We start from the raw sequence: 18,480 nt of genomic DNA on the forward strand, positions 1-18,480 counted from the left end.
AATCCTGCCCTTCCGTAACTTATAGACCTTCATTCAGGGCACCGTGAAGCTTTTCACCAAGCCACCAAGCCTCAAGTTTTTTGAAAGAGAAATACCATGCCGCAGATTGAACCTTTTAAACTATTTATAGCCAGTGATCATGGCGGATACCAGCTCAAAGAATTGATCAAAGATAAACTGGCAAACCACCATCAACTAATCGATCTCGGCACTAGCTCCGAGGCTGCGGTCGACTATCCCGACTATGCCTGGAAGCTGGTCACCGAGGTGGCGGCCGACCCCAAAGCCCGGGGAATCCTGATCTGCGGCACCGGCATCGGAATGTCGATGACGGCCAACCGCAAGCGCCACATACGGGCCGCCCTGGTCCATGACCCCTTTACCGCGCGCATGGCCAAGGAACACAACAATGCCAACGTTCTGGTTCTGGGCGGTCGCGTACTTGAGCCGGCCACCGCCCTGGAACTGGTTCAGATCTGGCTGCAAAGCGAATACGAGGGCGGCCGCCACCAGCACCGACTGGATAAAATCGAGCAGCCCAACCGTAACTCAAACCGGCAGATTGCGGCCTCTTTATTTGAAGTAGATGCGGAAATCAATGCACTCATCCGTCAGGAAACCGAGCGCGAAGAAAGCAAGCTGATCATGATTGCTTCGGAAAACTGCGTCAGTCAGGCAGTACTCGAAGCTCAAGGCAGTGTTCTGACCAACAAATATGCCGAAGGCTATCCCGGCAGACGCTATTACGGTGGCTGCCAATTTGTCGACCAGGTTGAACAGCTGGCGATTGACCGAGCCCTGGCTCTGTTTGGCGCCGACCATGCCAATGTCCAGCCCCTCTCCGGTTCAGGCGCCAACATGGCGGTCTATTTAAGCGCCCTGAAACCAGGAGAAACCATCCTGGGAATGAACTTAGGACATGGCGGACATCTTACCCACGGAGCGACGGTCAGCTTCTCAGGCCAGCTTTATCGTTCGGTTTATTATGGAGTCGATCGGGAAACGGAACAACTTGATTACAACGAAATAGAAAAGATCGCCCTTCGAGAAAAACCCCGCATGATCGTTGCCGGAGCCAGCTCCTACTCCCGGATTCTAGATTTTGCCCGTTTTCGGGCCATCGCCGACAAGGTCGGCGCCCTGCTGATGGTTGACATCGCCCATATCGCCGGTCTGGTGGTGGCTGGAGTCCATCCCTCACCGGTACCCTATGCTGATTTTGTCACCACCACCACCCATAAAACCCTGCGGGGCCCTCGGGGAGGAATGATTCTTTGCCGCCGTGAGTATGCGGCGGCACTTGACAAAACCATCTTTCCCGGACTGCAGGGCGGCCCCTTGATGCACACCATCGCGGGCAAGGCCGTGGCCTTCAAGGAAGCCCTGAGCGAGGAGTTCAGAACCGTCCAGAGACAAACAGTGATCAATGCCGCCTGTCTGGCCCGACGGCTGCAGGAAAAAGGTTTCAGAATTGTCTCCGGCGGCACCGACAATCATCTCTTCCTGATCGATCTCAGTGCCTTGACGATCAAAGGCAAAAAGGCCGAAGCCGCTCTCGATGCGGCCGGAATCACCCTCAATAAAAACGGCATTCCCTTTGACCAGCGAACTCCGGCAGACCCCAGTGGGATCCGCATCGGAACCCCGATCGCGTCGACCCGGGGCATGCGCGAACCCGAGATGGAGATTGTCGCCGACTGCCTGAGCGATGTCCTGCTGCAACCGGAGAATCAGGAGATCATAAGACAAACCCGGGCAACGATCCGTTCACTTTGCGCTCGTTTTCCGGTTTACAGCCATCTGCTTTAACGGCATGCAACAAATTCACCCCAGCTGCTTTTAATTGTACCTGGCCTGATTGAAAGCCAGGCGCATTCTCAAGTGATATCAGGAAATGTGATGCCGGTTCAAAACCTGCAAAGACCCGACTGGCAGACCTATTTTATGGACATCGCCCAGTTGATTTCCAGACGTTCAACCTGTATCCGTCGTCAGGTTGGGGCCCTGATAGTTAAAGATAACCGGATTCTGACCACTGGCTACAACGGCACCCCGAGCGGCATTCGCCACTGCCTGGAAAGAGGCTGTCTGCGCGATCAGCTCCAAATCCCCTCAGGTCAGCGCCATGAACTTTGCCGGGGTCTGCACGCGGAACAGAATGCTATTATTCAGGCGGCGCATCACGGCGTATCCATCGAATCCGGAGAACTTTACTGCACCAACCAACCCTGTATCATCTGCGCTAAAATGATTATCAATGCCGGCCTGAAAAAAATAATCATCCGTGACGCCTATCCCGACGCTATGGCTGCCGAAATGCTTGATGAAGCCGGCCTCAAGGTGGTTGTTATAAGCCCGGGGAAAACGTCCTGACCACGGCCATCTGCCGAGACCTCTTATGAAATGCCCTTTCTGCGGCTTTACCGAAGATAAAGTTATCGACTCGCGTATCGCCAAAGACCAAAGCGCCATCCGCCGCCGGCGGGAGTGCCTCTCCTGCAACAAACGTTTCACCACCTTTGAAAGGATTGAGATCAACCTGCCGCTGGTCATTAAAAATGATCAGAGCCGGGAAAACTATGATCGCAATAAAGTCGAAAACGGCATTCGCAAGGCCTGTGAAAAAAGACCTGTCAGTCAGGAGCAGATTGATGCCGTGGTCAACGATCTCGAACTGAAGCTTCGAGAGCATGGAGAAAAAGAGATCGCTGCGACTTTTATCGGCGAACATATCATGGCCTCCTTGAAAAAAATTGATGATGTCGCCTATATCCGTTTTGCTTCAGTATATCGCCAGTTTAAAGACATCAAAGAATTCATGCAGGAGCTTCAGGGCCTGCTCAAAAACGACTCCGCTTGCGAAAAACCGGATTAAGCCGAACCGGTCAGGATTTTTGCCCACAGGCTGAAGCTTAAACTTGACGTTCGCGCCCTCAACTCCCGTCTGAGCTTCGTCAGAGAACAAGGACCCCGGGACTTGGGAGCTAAAAAACAAGGAATCGAAAAATGAATGGTTTTTCTAGTGCCGATACTGAATTCATGCAAATAGCCCTCGACCTGGCCCGCAAAGGACTGGGATCAGCCTCTCCCAATCCCATGGTCGGGGCGATTATCGTCAATGACGGAAAGATTGTCGGTCGGGGTTTCCACCCCAAGGCGGGAGAAGCACACGCGGAAATTTTCGCCCTCCGCGAAGCGGGGGAAAAGGCCCGTGAAGCCACCCTCTACGTCACCCTGGAGCCCTGCAACCATCACGGTAAAACGCCACCCTGCACCGAGGCCATTATTCAAGCTGGAATCAGGCGTGTGGTCTTTGGCTGCGAGGATCCCAATCCCCGAGTCGACGGCCACGGCGCCGACAAACTTAAACGAGCCGGTATCCGGACCGAAAATGGTCTCTTAAAAAACGAATGCCACCATCTGAATGAAGCCTGGAATAAATATATCACTACCGGATTGCCATTTGTCACGCTCAAGAGCGCGGCCAGTCTTGACGGCCGCATCGCCACCCGAAGCGGCCATTCACAATGGATCAGCAACGAGAAATCGCGGCTTTATGCGCACCAACTACGTTTTGCGCATGATGCCATCCTGGTCGGTATCGGCACCCTGATCAAAGACAATCCCAGGCTCACGGCCCGCTGTCCGGGGCAGGAAACCCGTCACCCTTACCGGATTGTCGTGGACTCCATGCTGCGCACGCCTTTGCATTCGCTGATTTTCGGTGAGGACGGCAAAGACCGGGTTTTACTGGCGACCACGCAGCGCCACGACCAGACAAAACTCAACCCTTACCTCCAGCTGGTCAAGGAGATTATCTGCCTGCCAACTAACGAGCTGGGTCAAATAGACCTGCGGGCTCTGATGCGGGAAATCGCCTCCCGGAAGATTATTTCGGTCCTGATCGAGGGAGGTTCGGAAATCAATGGTTCAGCGGTTGACTGCCGAATCGTCGATAAAATTTGTTTTTTTTATGCCCCGATCCTGATTGGTGGACGCGGCAGCCTGGGCATGATCAGCGGCACAGGCATCGAGAGGATTGACCAGGCCCTGCCGATCAGGAATATTACGATTAAGCATTTCGATGACGACCTCTGTCTTGAAGGCTACCTTGACCCAACGGCAATCGGACTGTCGGAATAAGCGCGGCCGGGAGTTGACACTGAAAATTTTCAGTCCTCTATATCCTGGGATCCCGACTCTGATCTATCGAAGCCTCATGACCGGACGCAACCTCTTGTATGACCTGATCCCCGCTCTCAGCCAGGCAGTTGCTATTCCGGTAATCTGTGTCGGCAACCTGAGCACCGGGGGAACCGGCAAAACTCCGATGACGGCTTACCTGGCAGATTATTTTCAGGCTCAAGGCCTGAACATCGCCATTTTGTCGCGTGGCTACGGCCGTAAAGCTGCTCGGCGGCCACTACTTGTAACCGCCGCGACTAAGATCACCCCCGAACTTGCCGCAGAACTGGGCGACGAAGCTCTGATGTTGAGACAACAGCTGCCCTCAATCCCCTTGGTTCTTGACGGCAACCGGGTGCGCGGCGCGCGCCGGGCCGGCAAGGAACTGTCGCCCGATTTAATTTTGCTGGATGATGGTTTTCAACATCGACGCCTGCGCCGCAACTTTAACCTGCTGATGATTGACAGCCAGAAGCTTTTCGGCAACCGACGGTTGCTCCCCACTGGCCCCCTGCGAGAAACTCTACGGGCTCTGAGTCGGGCCGACGCAGTTGTTTTTAACAAGTTTGATCAACGCCGGCGCTACTTTTATAAGGAAGCCGCTGAGGTCTGCAATTATATTTCCGCCCGCCGGATTTTTTCCGCCGCTTATCGTTTTACACATTTCACGGCTGGGGACGGCCACCGCCGCAGCTTGTCGGAGATGCAAGCGCTGGGTCCGTTTTGCGCCTGTTCCGGACTGGCCAACAACGATTATTTTTTTGCTCAGTTACGCACCCATGGACTTGCCGTGGAAGAAACCAGAAGCTTTGCCGACCATCACGACTACCGCGCCGGAGACCTGAGGGAACTGCGCCAACTCTGCCGCGACCGCCCCTTACTGACCACCGCCAAGGACGCGGTCAAGCTCGTCCGTCTGGCCCGAGCCCAAAAGGCCGAGGCACAACTCTGGGTTGCCGAAATCGCGCTGATACCTGATCGGGAAAAAGATTTTCTTGCTTTATTCGCAGATTTTATCAACCCTGAAGCATCTCTGCCGGAGGCGAGACCTTGACCCGGGATTTACAAGCTCCGGTTCGCAAGCGCCAGGCGGCGGTTTTTCTTGATCGGGATGGAACCATCATCCGTGAGGTAAACTATTTAGACCGTCTCGAAGATGTCGAGCTGCTCCCTGAAACGGCGGCAGCTATCGCCCGGCTCAACCGGCACCGGATTCCGGTCATCCTGGTTTCCAATCAATCCGGGGTTGCCCGCAGCAAGTTCAGTGAAAGTTTTGTCCTTGCCTGCCATGTCAGAATACAGAAAATGCTGGAAAGCTATGGGGCTCATCTGGATAATTTTTTCTTTTGTCCACACCATCCCGAACATGGCCGGCCACCTTATAAAAAAGACTGCACCTGTCGCAAACCGGAGCCCGGCCTTCTCAGACAAGCCGCCGGTCGTCACCAACTCGATCTGGCCGCCTCTTTTGTCGTCGGGGACAAATTAAGCGACGTGGAGCTGGCCCGACGGGTTAACGCTGCAGGAATTCTGGTAAAAACCGGTCACGGGGTGAAAGAGGCTGAAAAGATCAGGACGACGGCCATCATTCCCGACCTCATTTGCTCCGATCTTGCAGAAGCTGTAAACTGGATAATCCATCAATTATCCACTCGGACGCGATAAAAGGCTTTGCCATGCTCAAAAAAACAGGCTCTGACATCCTGGGCACCTGGAATGATCAAGCCATAGTTCATGCGTTCCGCAGCGCGAGTCGCCTGTTCAACCTGCTGCCAACAGACGACGCTTACCGACTCGGTGTCCGCTTGATCCACCTCTGGATAAGTCTTGACCGCAACCACCACCGAATCATCAAAAAGAATCTGGAGCTGGCTCTGGGTTTAACTCCGGACAGCCCTGAAAGCAAGAAGCTGCGCGCGAAAATCCTTGAACATCTGGGATTTAACCTCTGCGAATTCTTCCTGCTGCAAAAAAGCGCCAATCGCCGACGTTTTTTGCATAATCTAAAAATCAACGGCTTAGAACATCTCCTGCGGGCCGAGCAGGAAGGCCGGGGCGCCATCATCATTTCCGCCCATCTTGGCAACTGGGAGCTGGCCGGCGGACTTTCGAAATATCTGCGTGAACCCATTGCCACCGTGGGCAAACCACTTAAAAACAGTCCCAGCCTTTATACAATAATTGAACATACCCGCAGGGAAATCGGGTTTTTACCCCTGAATAAGAGTGGCAGCGCCAGCACTCTGGTAAGAACTCTCAAGAAAGGGAAAATCATCGCCCTGCTGGTGGACCAGAGGGTGCGCCGCCGTTTTCGCATCTGGTCTCCTTTTTTTGGGCATCAGGTCCCGACCATTCCTTCTCCGGCGATTCTCGCCCGGCTCAGCGGCAGTCCGATTATCCCGGCCTTCACCTATCGGGAACGTCCTCTGCATCATCACATCGTTATTGAAGAACCAATCCTGGTTCCAAAAACCGGCGCCAGCCAGATCATCATCGCCGAATACACAAAACGCTTAAATCGTCTGATGGAAGAACATATCCGCCGCCACCCGGCCCAATGGTTCTGGCCGCACGATCGCTGGCGTAAGATCCGTTCTAGCTCCGATTAAACCACCAGCCCGGACGATAAAAAAAGCGACGCCAGCAAAGGCCTCGGGAAAGGGTCTGGAAAAGTTTGGCATACGCAACAGGTTCTGGCTCATAGGACTGCAGAAAAGCACTGCGCTCGACTTCGCCAAAACGACCGCCACGAAAACAGAACTTATCAATTGAGCGCATAAATCGGTAGAGATTGGCCCGCCGGAACCTTGCGGAAAGAGGCTCCGGGAATTCCCTGGCCTTATCAAAATCAATCAGAAACAAGTTCCCTTGAACATCAACCAGGATGTTTCTGATGTGCAGATCCGTATAAAAGATACCCATATCGTGCAGTTTCCTGATCTGTCGGCCCAGCGCCAGGGCCAATCTCAACCGCTCAACCCCACCGGAATGCTGTAAATATTGCGACAGGGTGATAACCCCCGGCAGAAGCTTGGTCGCAAAATAACCATTGACAAAGGAAAGGCCTTTTCTCTTTTTTACAACCAGAACCCCTAGCGGAGCAGGTACCGGAAACCCCATCTCCTTAAGCCGGGAATGAACCTTGAGTTCGGTCAGAAAGCGGCGGCAGGAAAAAAAACGATCACCACTGAAAAAACGCCAGAGTCCGCCATGTCGATACTTGCGCAGAACCAGGGCCTCCGCAAATCTTCTGTCGGTAAAGGTAAAAATCGCACCCCGCCCATTCTGCGCCGCCTCCAGGGCAAGCCCGCGACCCGCCAACAGATCATGCGCCAGTTCCTGCCAGGGCAACCCTTCCCCTGATACAGAGCCGTCGGGCAGGGAAGAGAGATAAACCGAACAGGTCTGCCGCTCGACCAGAAAAGTAGAAACCCTGACAATGCCCGACGGCCATGGCTTTAAATGCAGCCGCTTCATCCCCAGGGGTCCTTGAGCTCGGCGGCGGCCAGTGGTTTAATGGTTTTAACGTTTTCCACTCCGGTTACCTGACGCAGAAAATCAACCACCAGATTGTAATCAAGATTTGCGATCTCGGACCGGGTAAGACCACGACAATCAATCTGCCCACCCGCTACCTGGTTATGCCCGCCGGCCGTCCCCCCCAGTTTTTCCAGCAGCTCCCGCACAACCTTACCCGCCTGAGCGCGAAAGTTAGCGGCCCGCAATGATATAATCAGTTTATCCTCATAGCAGGCCGTCACTATCGACCAGCTCATGCGTTCGTGCAATAAAAGAAAATCAGCGACTTCAGCCACCACATCAGGATTCGTAACCAGACCCAGACGAGAGCCGATCACCTGGCGATAAACAAAAGCATTGTCCACGGCCTGGCGAATATGAATAAAATGTTCCCGCGGGCGCCGGCTGAACTCAATCTGAGCAAGACGACGCATATTGACCAGAGGAATCAGATCATTATAAACCCGACGGTCCTGTGCACTGGCTTCCCGGCCGAGATGCCTGGTTTCCGAACTGATGCCATAGACTAAGATCGTAGCTAAAGCCGAGGAGATCGGCACCTTCAAACATTGCAGATATTCAGCCACAATAGTGGTACACGAACCGTAACCGGTGCGAATATCGACATATGAACAATGCCGTAACCGAGGTCTGGTCGCCGCCTTGGGAGGATGATGATCAATCACGATCACCGGATCCCTGTCGGGCGGCAACACATTATTGCCCGCTCGCGGCTGAGTATCGACAAGGGCGTAGACAACCTTGTCCCGCCCCCGAATCCGGCTGAAAGGGACCGCCTTAACAGGCAAATATCGCATCATCGAACGGTTTTCCGAACGCCCGACAATACCACCATAGGAAACCTGAACCCGACAATTGGGATCAAGGAAACTGATAGCTGTCGCCAGCCCGCAGGCGGAAGCAAACGCGTCCGGATCCGGGTTGTTATGGGTCAGAATCACCAGACGTGAACTTCCCTTGAGGGCCTCCTGCAAGCGGTTCCCGACACCGGTATTATGTTGCGGCTCACAATTATCCATGGTTACCAGACTCGAGCGGAATCGTTCCGTGCCAAATGACTCCCGGGGAAAAGGCTATCAAAAAAGTTTAATGTTAACGGCACCCCAAAAGATTGTTTCTCTTAGCATACTTGTTAACGATCTATCAAGCCAAACCATTTCTCCATGCCGCCTCCTGAGCTGAAGGGGGCTTGTTTGCCGGCGACAGGGATTCCGGCCTATTTCCGGCCCCCTGGTTAATACATATTGATATAACACCATAAATTTGCTATTAGCTGACTCTGCTGAGAATAGAAAGGCTTTTTATAAAGACCTGAAAGATGCCAGAAGCTGTCTGTCGTTTTGTATTTTAACCGGAGTTTATCAACCACTTCCAACTTCAAGTAAAGACACCCAACTTGCAAAACGACCAAATCATTGATAAAATCGGCACGATTGAAGATATTCCACCGCTGCCCAGCCTGGCCAGCCGCATCATCAATGTCTGCTTTGATGAAGGATCCAACTACCAGGACATTGCCCAATTAATCAGACAGGATCCGGTCCTGACCGCCCGGGTTTTGCGCCTCATCAATGCTCCCAGTTTCGCTCCTCCCGCAAAAATCAATGACTTAGGTCACGCAATTTCACTGCTCGGCAAAAAACAGGTCTGCAATCTGGCCTTAAGCCTGACAATTTTTGACACTTTCAACCCCGGGGGCAAAGCGAAAGAACAACAGCTGGTAGCTTTCTGGCATCACTGTGCCGCCTGCGCCCACGCCAGCGAAGAACTTGCCCGTAGACTTGGTTTTCCACGACCGGAAGAAGCCTTTATCGCCGGTCTGCTGCACGACATCGGTAAACTCATCGCCTGGCATCGCCTGGGAGATAATTTCAGTCTTTTTCTGAACCGCTTACAGCGCCTGGAAAACATTAGTCAGGGAGAATGGCCCCCGCTCAATCTTGAAAAAGAATTCCTTGGAGCCGGCCATCAGCTGATCGGAAAATGGGCTACGGAGAGATGGGCTTTCCCTCAGGCTATCGTCGAAGCCGTCTGGCTCCATCATCAGCCACCTTCCAGCTCCCGGGACGAGATTCCGCCCCTGCCCCTGCTGGTTCGCTTTGCCGACGCCCTCTGTAATTTATACAATCTGGGGTCCAACTATTTCGTCAATCAGGAGCTTGATTACTCCACTTCCGCTCCCTTCGCTCGTACGGTTGACTCCCTGAGCGCCTTTTTCCGGATTGATCGAGATAGCCTGACAGACCTCTACCATGCCGCCGACAGCCGTCTGCATGAATTTGACAGTTGTTTAAGCGTGGTCAACAACGAAGTCTACTTCACGGCAATCCGCAAAGCCAATCGAGAACTGGGACGTCTCAACCTGGAAAGGGAAAAATACCTGGCCGAGCTCAGCCTCAAAAATCGTTTTCTTGAAGCCCTCGCCTCTCTCGACCAAATACTCGAGCCGGATTCGGCAAAACGTCATATTTTCGCCGGCCCCATGCCTTTACTGGAGGAAATAGTAGTTCAGAGTCTTCATCTGTGCCAGACCCAACTGGCCTTATGCGGCCTGGCCTTAAACAAAACCGGACCCTCAAGCTGGACCGGATCTTTTTACGGCAAAAAAATTTCCGAGCGGGAACTATCCGGCGAAACGCCGACCCTCAAGTTTCGAGAAGAGGCGCCGGAAGAGCCCTACGATGCCCAGCAACAAAGCCGGATCATGGCCACCCTGCGCCGCTTGATTATCCATAAGACTGCGGTCCTGCTACGTAACAGCCGGATTACTCCACTCAAGGAACACCCCACGATTCTGGTTGTGCCGCTCTGTAAATTCCCCGCGACCAGCGCCAGCGAAATTTATGGACAACTCCTGGTTGACTGCGGGACCTTGGCGCGCGAAGGCATCGGCAAAGACAGTTTGATTGATATTCTGACCCGCTTCGCAGATGGCATCAGCAACCGGATTGAACGACGACGCCTGACCGAGAACCTCGTCGGCCAGGCCGAAACGATTACCGAACTAAACCGCCAAAACGAAGAGGTCCAGTACGAACTTCTCCAGGCCCACCGCCTGGCTACCGTCGGACGCCTGGCCGCCGGCGCCGCGCATGAGATCAACAATCCGTTGACTGTCATTTCGGGACAGGTTCAGATCCTTAAAAACAAGGCTTTACAGGAGGGCGAAGACCAGGAAAGAATCAAAAGATACGATCGCATTTTGATCAAAGTTGATAAAATTGCGCGCATCGTTTCTGATCTGCTCGCCTATGGCCGACCTCAGAAAGCCCGGCCCCAGCCTTTTTCGATTAAAAAAATTGTCCAACAGGCCATCGAAGCTGTCGCCCACCGCAAGGGTTTCAGCGGCATTCGTTTTTCGATCAATATTCCCGAGCCCTTACCGGAGGCGCTGGTCGATCCGCAACAGTTGGGACAAGTTCTGATCAATCTTTTGATTAACGCACAGATGGCCATGCCGGACAGCGGCTCCATCGGCATCAGCGCCGGAGTGCGAGGCAGTCAAATCGAGCTCAGTTTGAGCGACACCGGCTGCGGCATTGCACCGGAGCACCTACCGACCATTTTTGATCCGTTTTTCACGACTCGGGATCCGGGCTCAACCAATGCGGGAACCGGCCTGGGGCTGTCAATCGCACACTCCCTGATTGAGGCCAACCGGGGCAGCATCGAGGCCCGAAGCACCATCAACAAAGGCACCACCTTTAGCATTCTGCTGCCACTTGCAAAGCGACCCAAGACAGTCCAACCAGACCAGTCATGAACTCAGCCGAAAAACAAGATCCGGCCTCATGGCTTAAACATTATTGGGGACATCAGGATTTTCTGCCTTTGCAACGCGAGGCTATCGACTGCGTCCTTTGTGGACAAGACTCTCTGCTGGTGCTCCCCACCGGAGCCGGCAAGTCAGTCTGCTATCAGATCCCGGTCCTGATCAGCAACGGACTGGCGCTGGTGGTTTCTCCGCTGATCGCCTTGATGAAGGAGCAGGTCGATGCTCTGCGCCTGAACGGCATTGCCGCCGCCTGCATCAACAGCACCATGTCCTCCTCGGAAAAACGGCATGTAACCGAACAGCTGCGGGCCGGGGCTCTGAATCTTCTTTATATTTCACCCGAAAAACTAATCCAGGAAAGCAGTCTCGAGTTTATCAAGACCCTGCCGATTCGTTATCTGGCGGTTGACGAAGCTCATTGCATCAGCCAGTGGGGACACGATTTTCGCCCGGACTACCGCCAACTGGCAAACATCCGCAAAGTTCTGCCCCAGATTTCCGTTCACGCCTTCACGGCCACGGCAACCCGGGCGGTTCAACATGACATTGTGCATCAGCTGCAACTGCACGATGCACGTCTGCTGCTGGGTTCATTTGACCGGCCCAACCTTACGTATCGAGTGCGGCGCCGAACCAGCGGCCATCTTGCCCAGATCAAGGAAGTTCTTGAACGCTATCCGAATGATTCAGGAATTATTTACTGCCAAAGCCGGCGTGAGGTTGAAGAGACGGCGGCGCAGTTGCAAAACCAAGGCCGCCGGGTTCTAGCCTATCATGCCGGCATGCAGGACCATGAACGCAAATCAAATCATGACGATTTCATCCGGCATGAAAACGCGATCATGGTCGCCACCATCGCCTTCGGCATGGGGGTCGACAAATCCAATATCCGTTTTGTCATCCACAGCGGCCTGCCAAAGGCCCTGGAAAATTACCTACAGGAAAGCGGCCGGGCCGGAAGAGATGGGTTGCCGTCCGAATGTCTGCTCTTTCACAGCCATAACGATCTGTTGCGCTGGCAACGACAGTTCGATGAACAATCCGATGACAAGGAACCACCTGGAGCCCGTCAGTCACTGGCCGCGATGGCGGCTTATGCCAACGGCGTCGACTGCCGTCACCGGCAGCTGTTGCGTTATTTCGATGAAACCCACGTCGATGATGACTGCGGTCACTGCGACATCTGCCTGCGGGAATTAGTGGAAGTCAGAGATCCACTGATCACGGCCCAGAAAATTATTTCCAGCCTTCTCCGACAAGGAGAAAATTTTGGCCTTTTGTACAGTGCGCAGGTCTTAAAAGGCTCTCGTGAGCGCCGAATACGCATCAACCAGCATCATTTGCTGTCTACCTGGGGCATTCTCAAGGAGCATTCCCTTGAACAGATCAAGGAATGGCTGGAGCAACTTATTGACCAGGGTTTTATTGTGCGGGAAGGTGAGTTTCAACTTCTCAAGGTCACTTCCCGTGGCCGCGAGCTGTTGCGGGGCCATGAAAAACCACGCCTATTGCAATCAGGAAAAGAAGTTTTAACTCCGCTGGCACTCGAAGCCGACAGAGTGCTCAAGCAGACCGAGCTTGAGCTTTTTGCCGAGCTGCGCAAACTACGCCGCGAACTGGCCCAGAACCGCGAGGTTCCTCCCTATATCATCTTCAGTGACAGTGCCCTCTACGAGATGGCGCGTCGCCACCCCGCCGATCAGGATAACTTCCTGAAGGTCAAAGGCGTCGGCGAATCCAAAGGCAAAGACTTTGGCGAAATCTTTACCAAAAGAATTAAAAATTTCTGTCTTCAGCACGATCTGAAGCTCAATTGCGCAGTTGACCCCGGAATCACAATAAAAGCCCCCAAGAACCCAGGTTTTCCACCCCACGATCAGAGTCCGGCCCTGAAAAAATATCCTGCTGTCCGCTAAGAAAATTACGTGATGGAGTTTAAATGTCTACTCTGATTTTCATTGACAACCGGCTGGCGCCGGCAGACGAGGCGGTAATCTCGGCCCAGGATAACGGCTACCTTTTCGGCGAAGGCCTTTTCGAAACTATCCGTGCCTACCACGGCAAGCCTTTTCTTTTATCCGCCCATCTCACTCGCCTGCGCCGGGGACTTCGGCAACTGGAGTTACCTGAGCCCCCAAATCTGATTCAGGTTCCGGATATCATTAAAGAACTGCTTGCCGCCAACCAACTTGACCACCGGGAGGCGGCAGTCCGGATAATCGTCAGCGGACGTGAAGCGGAACCTGACCATCCCGCCCATCGTTTCTCAACCCTGCTGATCAAGGTTGCCGAACTTGATCTGAATCTTATCGGCAGGCGCCAACAGGGGATTAAGGCTTTACTGCTGCCCTGGCTACGGGACCGCACGCATCCCCTACGAGGAATCAAGAGCCTTAATTACCTGGAAAATCGTCAGGCTTTGCGAGAATGCAGAAAACAAGGATTTGACGAGGGGATTTTTCTCAATCTTGAAAAACAGCTTTGTGAAGGCACCTATTCCAATCTTTTTCTCCTCAGGAAAAACACCTTGCTGACTCCGCCTCTTGAGGCCGGGCTTCTCCCCGGCATCACCCGGGCCTTTATTATCGAACAGGCCACGCGAGTGGGACTTGCATGCCGGGAAGATAATCTTTACAAAGAAGACCTTGAAACTACCGACGGAGCGTTACTGACCAGTTCTCTGATGGAACTGGCCCCGGTGCTCCAACTGGGCGAGCATAAATTTGACCTGGAAAAAACCGCAGCCCTGGTTCGCGGGCTTAAGAAATGTTTCAGAAATGAAACGAGGCAGGTTTGATCCTTCGAGTAAACGGACTCGGCGCGCCACTACAGAAGCCTCCGGCCTCTGTAGTGGCGCTATTTTCCTAGTCAGAGCTTTGATTTCTCAGCTTAAATCTTTGCCGCGCTAATTCAGAGTATTTCATACAACTTCATCAATTTTTCTTCCAGAAAGGTTTCGGAGCCCTCTGAAATGACGGATCCATGGACGCCGGAAGCGAAGATTTAAGCTCGGAACTCAAGGGGCTGTCTGGCGCCGTTAATTCAGGGGTTAACTTAACGGCCGCCTTTTTCTTGTGCCAGAAAGGGACCGGGGCCCGGCTGAATGAATCAACGTTTTCAACCTTCGGCTTCTCGGCAGCCGGAGCCACCATCTGGGTGCTCAACGCAGAACATGGTTGCCGATGTTGCCAAAAAGGAATCGGTGCGCGCATAAATGAAGGATCTTTTTGCATAGCTGGCATGGAATTTTCGCGCCGAAGACCCGGTGTAATAATATCTTCATTTTCTGGAACTGCCGACTGAGAGCGTAATCGTGAAAACTCAGGATGCTCCTGCGAGGTCGAGGCAAGATAATAAAACCAAAAGAGTGCCGCAAGTAATAAAATGAAAACAACCGGTAATAGATTAAACGAACAACTTCCGGAGTGGCTCACTCCTTTGGCTATGTTACCCGAATCCGCCGTAGACATCCGTTCATCACCTTTCTCGGAAGCATCGTCATTTTCCGCAGGCCCGTCAGCGGCGTTGGCCGTCTCCAGGAAAGTCTCATTTTCATCCGTACCAAGCGGCTCCGGAAAAGAAATCGAGTTTTCAGCCTCTTCCTCCCGCGCCGCTGACGGGCCGGTGGTTTCGGTCATCGAAAGGAGCTTCTCCTCTGGGGCAACCGAAGCCGGCTCCACAGCGGTTTCTTTTATGACAACCGTTTCAACCTTGAGGCGACCGTCCATTTCAGATTTCCCCTTTAGACCGGCGGCGCTGAAAAAGGCGGCCATTTTTTGTTTATCAATCTCAGGCTGAAGCGGAGCCTGGGCGGCAACCTTCGACCCCGAGCTACCAGATTTACTGTTTTTAAATACTTTTTTTCCACTTTTGGTGGTCATACAAACAACTCCTCATAAATTTTCTGATAATCTTCACGGGCCCGGGAACGTCCTCCAAACTCAACAATGGTCTGCCGCTGAATGGAAGCCTGCTGTACCTTAGTATCAATCCTGACCGGGGAAAGCACCAATTCACCATAACGTTCTCTAAGACCGGCCAGAATTTCCTTGCTGACGTTCACCCGCTGGTCATAAAATGTCGGAAGAACACCACAAACCCTGACCTTTTTCTCAAAATACTCCTCTATCATTTTCAGATTTTCAAAAACCTGGTTGGCTCCAACCATGGCCAGATAATCCATACTGACCGGCAAAAGCAACTCATCGACATACACCAGAGCGTTCTGGCTCAAAATCGAAAGCGAGGGCGAGCAGTCTAGAAAAACCACACTGATCCCGGGTATTTCGTCCTCGAGCGAGCTTAAGGCCCTTTTCAAAGCCTCCTCCCGGCGAGGGCGCGTCACCAGAACCGTTTCACAAGCAGCGACGGTCTGATTTGAAAAAAGGCAATAGAGATTTTCCCGGGCTTCGACCAGGCAATCCGCCAGAGGCCGACCGTCAACGAGAAGATCGTAGAGAGAATAAGTTCCCCTGACCCCAAGGCTTTCAGAGATATTACCCTGCGCATCAAGGTCAACTACTAACACCTTATGGCCATTCTCAGCCAGGCAATGAGCCAAGCTGATCACCGTTGTGGTTTTACCGGTTCCGCCTTTAAAATTCTGGCAAGCAATTCTGCGCAAGAGAACCTCCAAAACGGCAACCGACACGGCGCAAACTGAATTCCTAAAAATAACGGTCTAATGCGGGGATAATCCCACAACCCGAATGATTTTTCACGGCCCGTACCTAAAGGTATTTCCTTTGGTCACAAATAAGTACTCTTATCAGGCCCAACAGAGTTGGGTAAGTTTCTTCATCGGACATCCCCTTTGGGGATAACCCGTGAAGCGCTTAACATTTTCTTGTTTTTGTGGTTGAAAAAAACAAGAAAATAACCTGCAAGATACTGAAACCCCGGCGAGCGGCACAAGATAACACTTGTGCCTTAACAAAAGGCCTTTCAGGTTGTCAAGTTATTTCCCTTGACCGCGTTCGGATGAATTTGAGCTGAAACTAAAAATCTACCGCGAAGCGGCTGCGGTTTCCAGCACTCTTTTAAGGTTATCCGGCGATGAATCGCCATCGGGAAGAGGCTGGGTTTTTTCGCTGATCGGCCCTGCGGGACCCAACCTCCGGGTAATCGCTCGTTTGCTGGTCACAAGCTGACCACTTTCGCTTCAAGAAGCCCGTCAACCTTAAGCAGATTCTCAAGCACGGCCGAAGTGATTTCATTATCAACCGCGACAAAGGAAACCGCCTTTCCTCCTTTGATTCGGGAAAGATTAAATCCGGCAATATTGATTTTATGGCGGCCGAGAACCGTGCCCACGCCACCGACGATACCCGGTTTATCAATATTTTTGAAATAAAGATAAGAACCCTTGGAAATCATTTCCAGGCGAAACTGATCCAGCATCAAAATCCGGCCCTGATTGTCGGGAAAAACCGTACCCGCCACCATCATCTCCTCCTGATCAGTCTTGACCTGAACCACAAACAGATCATTCATGTTGGCAAAACTGCTGGTTTTGGACTCAAAAACCGCAAGGTTGCGATCCCGGGCAAGATAAGGCGCATTGATAAAGGAAACCGTTTCCGGAACACTGTGATCCAGAAAACCTTTCAAAGCCGCGCTGGTGAAAGGCTGAAAATTAAAAGGCGAGTCGAAAACCCGTTCACCGAAATCATCGATAAATTTAGGGCCGACCATCAGCATCTCAATCCGTTCGGGACGACCGTTGACCACTTGCGCCGCCAGCCGGCCCATGGCCTCGGCCAGATCAAAATAGTAACGCATCTCCAAAGGCAACTGGGAACGCATGTAGGGGATATTCACAGCATTTTCATAAGAACGGTCATTAAGTGCGTTGGCCACTTGCTCCGCGATAATAACGGCAACCCCCTTTTGACCTTCGGCCGTATTGGCCCCAAGATGCGGGGTCACAAAAATATTGTCGAGCTCAAGCAGAGGATGATCGCCCAGCGGTTCACGACTGAAAACATCAACTCCTGCCGCAAAAATCTTGCCATTTTTAACCGCCGCATAAAGATCCATTTCATTAACAATTCCGCCCCGAGCGCAGTTGATCAACACCACATGGTCCTTCATGCGGGCGATTTCGGCAGCCTTGACCATATCGGCAGTTTCGTCCGTCAGCGGCGTATGGAAAGTGATGACATCGCTCTTCTGCAACAGTTCATCCAAATTTTCACATAAACGCACCCCCTGGGCTTCTGCTTTACCCCGTTTGACATAAGGGTCGAAGGCAATAACCTTCATACCGAAACCCTTGGCCCGGACCGCGACGTTGCCTCCGATTCGCCCCAGGCCAACAATGCCCAGAGTCTTGCCGTAAAGCTGAATCCCCATGTATTTTTTGCGATCCCATTCCTTGTTTTTAAGAGAAATATTGGCCGCGGGAATCTTGCGACAGGCCGCGAGCATCATCCCGATAGTCAGCTCCGTAGCAGCAATGGTATTACCGGTAGGCGCATTCATCACAATGATGCCCTTGATACTGGCGGCCTCGATATCAACATTATCAAGCCCGACCCCGGCACGGCCAATGATTTTCAAACGGCCCGGGTCTTCCAGCAAATCAGCGGTCACACTGGTCCCGCTGCGCGTGATAATCGCATCATAGTTACCGATAATTTTTTTCAACTCAAGATTATCAATCCCAACTTTGATCTCAACCGCAATCTCCGGATCCGCCTCAAGAATGGAAATTCCTTCGGGATCCATATGATCAGTAATCAAAACCTTAAACCGTGCCATGATCTGGGAACCTCATATCGAGAAATTAAACAATATCAACCAACTTAAGCAAAGAACAAGCTATCTTCTCCTTACGACCCGCCCTAGCAGACCGTGAAAAAAAGAGCAAGTTTAAAGTGGAGAGACGAAACCCGCCCCAGAACAGCCTGTGGCCCGATGAAGTTATCGATTAAGTCACGAGAGGGTGTAAAAAAGATTGTGTAAATGGCCATTCAGGG

15 protein-coding genes are annotated in these 18,480 nt (G+C 52.6%); 10 read left to right on the forward strand and 5 right to left on the reverse strand.

The window, feature by feature from the left end:
• Nucleotides 1-96: 96 nt before the first annotated feature.
• The 7 genes from rpiB to ENN66_04455 all read left to right on the forward strand — a co-directional run bounded on the left by rpiB (nucleotide 97) and on the right by ENN66_04455 (nucleotide 6,794).
• Nucleotides 97-1,809 (forward strand): ribose 5-phosphate isomerase B, encoded by a 1,713-nt coding sequence (rpiB, locus tag ENN66_04425; protein ID HDS15852.1) that lies wholly within the window; start codon nucleotides 97-99, stop codon nucleotides 1,807-1,809.
• A gap of 90 nt (nucleotides 1,810-1,899) precedes the next feature.
• On the forward strand, nucleotides 1,900-2,373 hold the full coding sequence (locus ENN66_04430; protein HDS15853.1) for a cytidine deaminase: 474 nt from the start codon (nucleotides 1,900-1,902) through the stop codon (nucleotides 2,371-2,373).
• A gap of 25 nt (nucleotides 2,374-2,398) precedes the next feature.
• Nucleotides 2,399-2,875 carry a transcriptional repressor NrdR gene (nrdR, locus tag ENN66_04435; GenBank protein ID HDS15854.1) on the forward strand — a complete coding sequence of 159 codons (477 nt, stop codon included), beginning with the start codon at nucleotides 2,399-2,401 and terminating at the stop codon, nucleotides 2,873-2,875.
• A 131-nt stretch (nucleotides 2,876-3,006) separates the two neighbouring features.
• A complete protein-coding gene (ribD, locus tag ENN66_04440) occupies nucleotides 3,007-4,143 on the forward strand; it encodes a bifunctional diaminohydroxyphosphoribosylaminopyrimidine deaminase/5-amino-6-(5-phosphoribosylamino)uracil reductase RibD (protein HDS15855.1) in 1,137 nt (378 codons plus the stop codon).
• Nucleotides 4,085-5,239 (forward strand): tetraacyldisaccharide 4'-kinase, encoded by a 1,155-nt coding sequence (gene lpxK, locus ENN66_04445; GenBank protein HDS15856.1) that lies wholly within the window; start codon nucleotides 4,085-4,087, stop codon nucleotides 5,237-5,239. The genes ribD and lpxK overlap by 59 nt, the downstream gene beginning before the upstream one ends.
• Nucleotides 5,215-5,850, forward strand: coding sequence for an HAD family hydrolase (locus tag ENN66_04450; protein HDS15857.1), 636 nt, complete (start codon nucleotides 5,215-5,217; stop codon nucleotides 5,848-5,850). The genes lpxK and ENN66_04450 overlap by 25 nt, the downstream gene beginning before the upstream one ends.
• Nucleotides 5,851-5,861: 11 nt before the next feature.
• Nucleotides 5,862-6,794: a hypothetical protein gene (locus ENN66_04455; protein HDS15858.1), complete on the forward strand. Its 933-nt coding sequence runs from the start codon at nucleotides 5,862-5,864 to the stop codon at nucleotides 6,792-6,794.
• Here the strand turns inward: ENN66_04455 and ENN66_04460 are convergent.
• Both ENN66_04460 and ENN66_04465 read right to left on the reverse strand, forming a co-directional pair.
• On the reverse strand, nucleotides 6,781-7,662 hold the full coding sequence (locus ENN66_04460) for a hypothetical protein (GenBank protein HDS15859.1): 882 nt from the start codon (nucleotides 7,660-7,662) through the stop codon (nucleotides 6,781-6,783). The two genes, ENN66_04455 and ENN66_04460, sit on opposite strands and share 14 nt — an antisense overlap.
• Nucleotides 7,659-8,744: a hypothetical protein gene (locus ENN66_04465; protein ID HDS15860.1), complete on the reverse strand. Its 1,086-nt coding sequence runs from the start codon at nucleotides 8,742-8,744 to the stop codon at nucleotides 7,659-7,661. Before ENN66_04465 ends, ENN66_04460 begins: the two co-directional genes overlap by 4 nt.
• Before the next feature lie 377 nt (nucleotides 8,745-9,121).
• On the opposite strand from ENN66_04465, the gene ENN66_04470 reads away from it, so the two are divergent.
• From ENN66_04470 to ENN66_04480, 3 genes are read left to right on the forward strand one after another with little or no spacing between them, the layout of a single operon-like run.
• A complete protein-coding gene (locus ENN66_04470) occupies nucleotides 9,122-11,488 on the forward strand; it encodes an HDOD domain-containing protein (protein ID HDS15861.1) in 2,367 nt (788 codons plus the stop codon).
• Nucleotides 11,485-13,416 (forward strand): DNA helicase RecQ, encoded by a 1,932-nt coding sequence (recQ, locus tag ENN66_04475; protein HDS15862.1) that lies wholly within the window; start codon nucleotides 11,485-11,487, stop codon nucleotides 13,414-13,416. Before ENN66_04470 ends, recQ begins: the two co-directional genes overlap by 4 nt.
• A gap of 23 nt (nucleotides 13,417-13,439) precedes the next feature.
• Nucleotides 13,440-14,297 carry a hypothetical protein gene (locus ENN66_04480; protein ID HDS15863.1) on the forward strand — a complete coding sequence of 286 codons (858 nt, stop codon included), beginning with the start codon at nucleotides 13,440-13,442 and terminating at the stop codon, nucleotides 14,295-14,297.
• A 136-nt stretch (nucleotides 14,298-14,433) separates the two neighbouring features.
• Here the strand turns inward: ENN66_04480 and ENN66_04485 are convergent, their stop codons facing one another.
• The 3 genes from ENN66_04485 to ENN66_04495 form a co-directional block, all read right to left on the reverse strand.
• Nucleotides 14,434-15,381 carry a hypothetical protein gene (locus ENN66_04485; GenBank protein ID HDS15864.1) on the reverse strand — a complete coding sequence of 316 codons (948 nt, stop codon included), beginning with the start codon at nucleotides 15,379-15,381 and terminating at the stop codon, nucleotides 14,434-14,436.
• A complete protein-coding gene (locus ENN66_04490; protein HDS15865.1) occupies nucleotides 15,378-16,175 on the reverse strand; it encodes a ParA family protein in 798 nt (265 codons plus the stop codon). Before ENN66_04490 ends, ENN66_04485 begins: the two co-directional genes overlap by 4 nt.
• Nucleotides 16,176-16,639: 464 nt before the next feature.
• Nucleotides 16,640-18,262, reverse strand: coding sequence for a phosphoglycerate dehydrogenase (locus tag ENN66_04495; protein HDS15866.1), 1,623 nt, complete (start codon nucleotides 18,260-18,262; stop codon nucleotides 16,640-16,642).
• Between the last annotated feature and the right edge of the window lie 218 nt (nucleotides 18,263-18,480).

The sequence above is a fragment of the Pseudomonadota bacterium genome, assembly GCA_011049115.1.
In the GTDB taxonomy this organism is placed as follows: Bacteria; Desulfobacterota; Anaeroferrophillalia; order Anaeroferrophillales; family Tharpellaceae; genus DSCM01.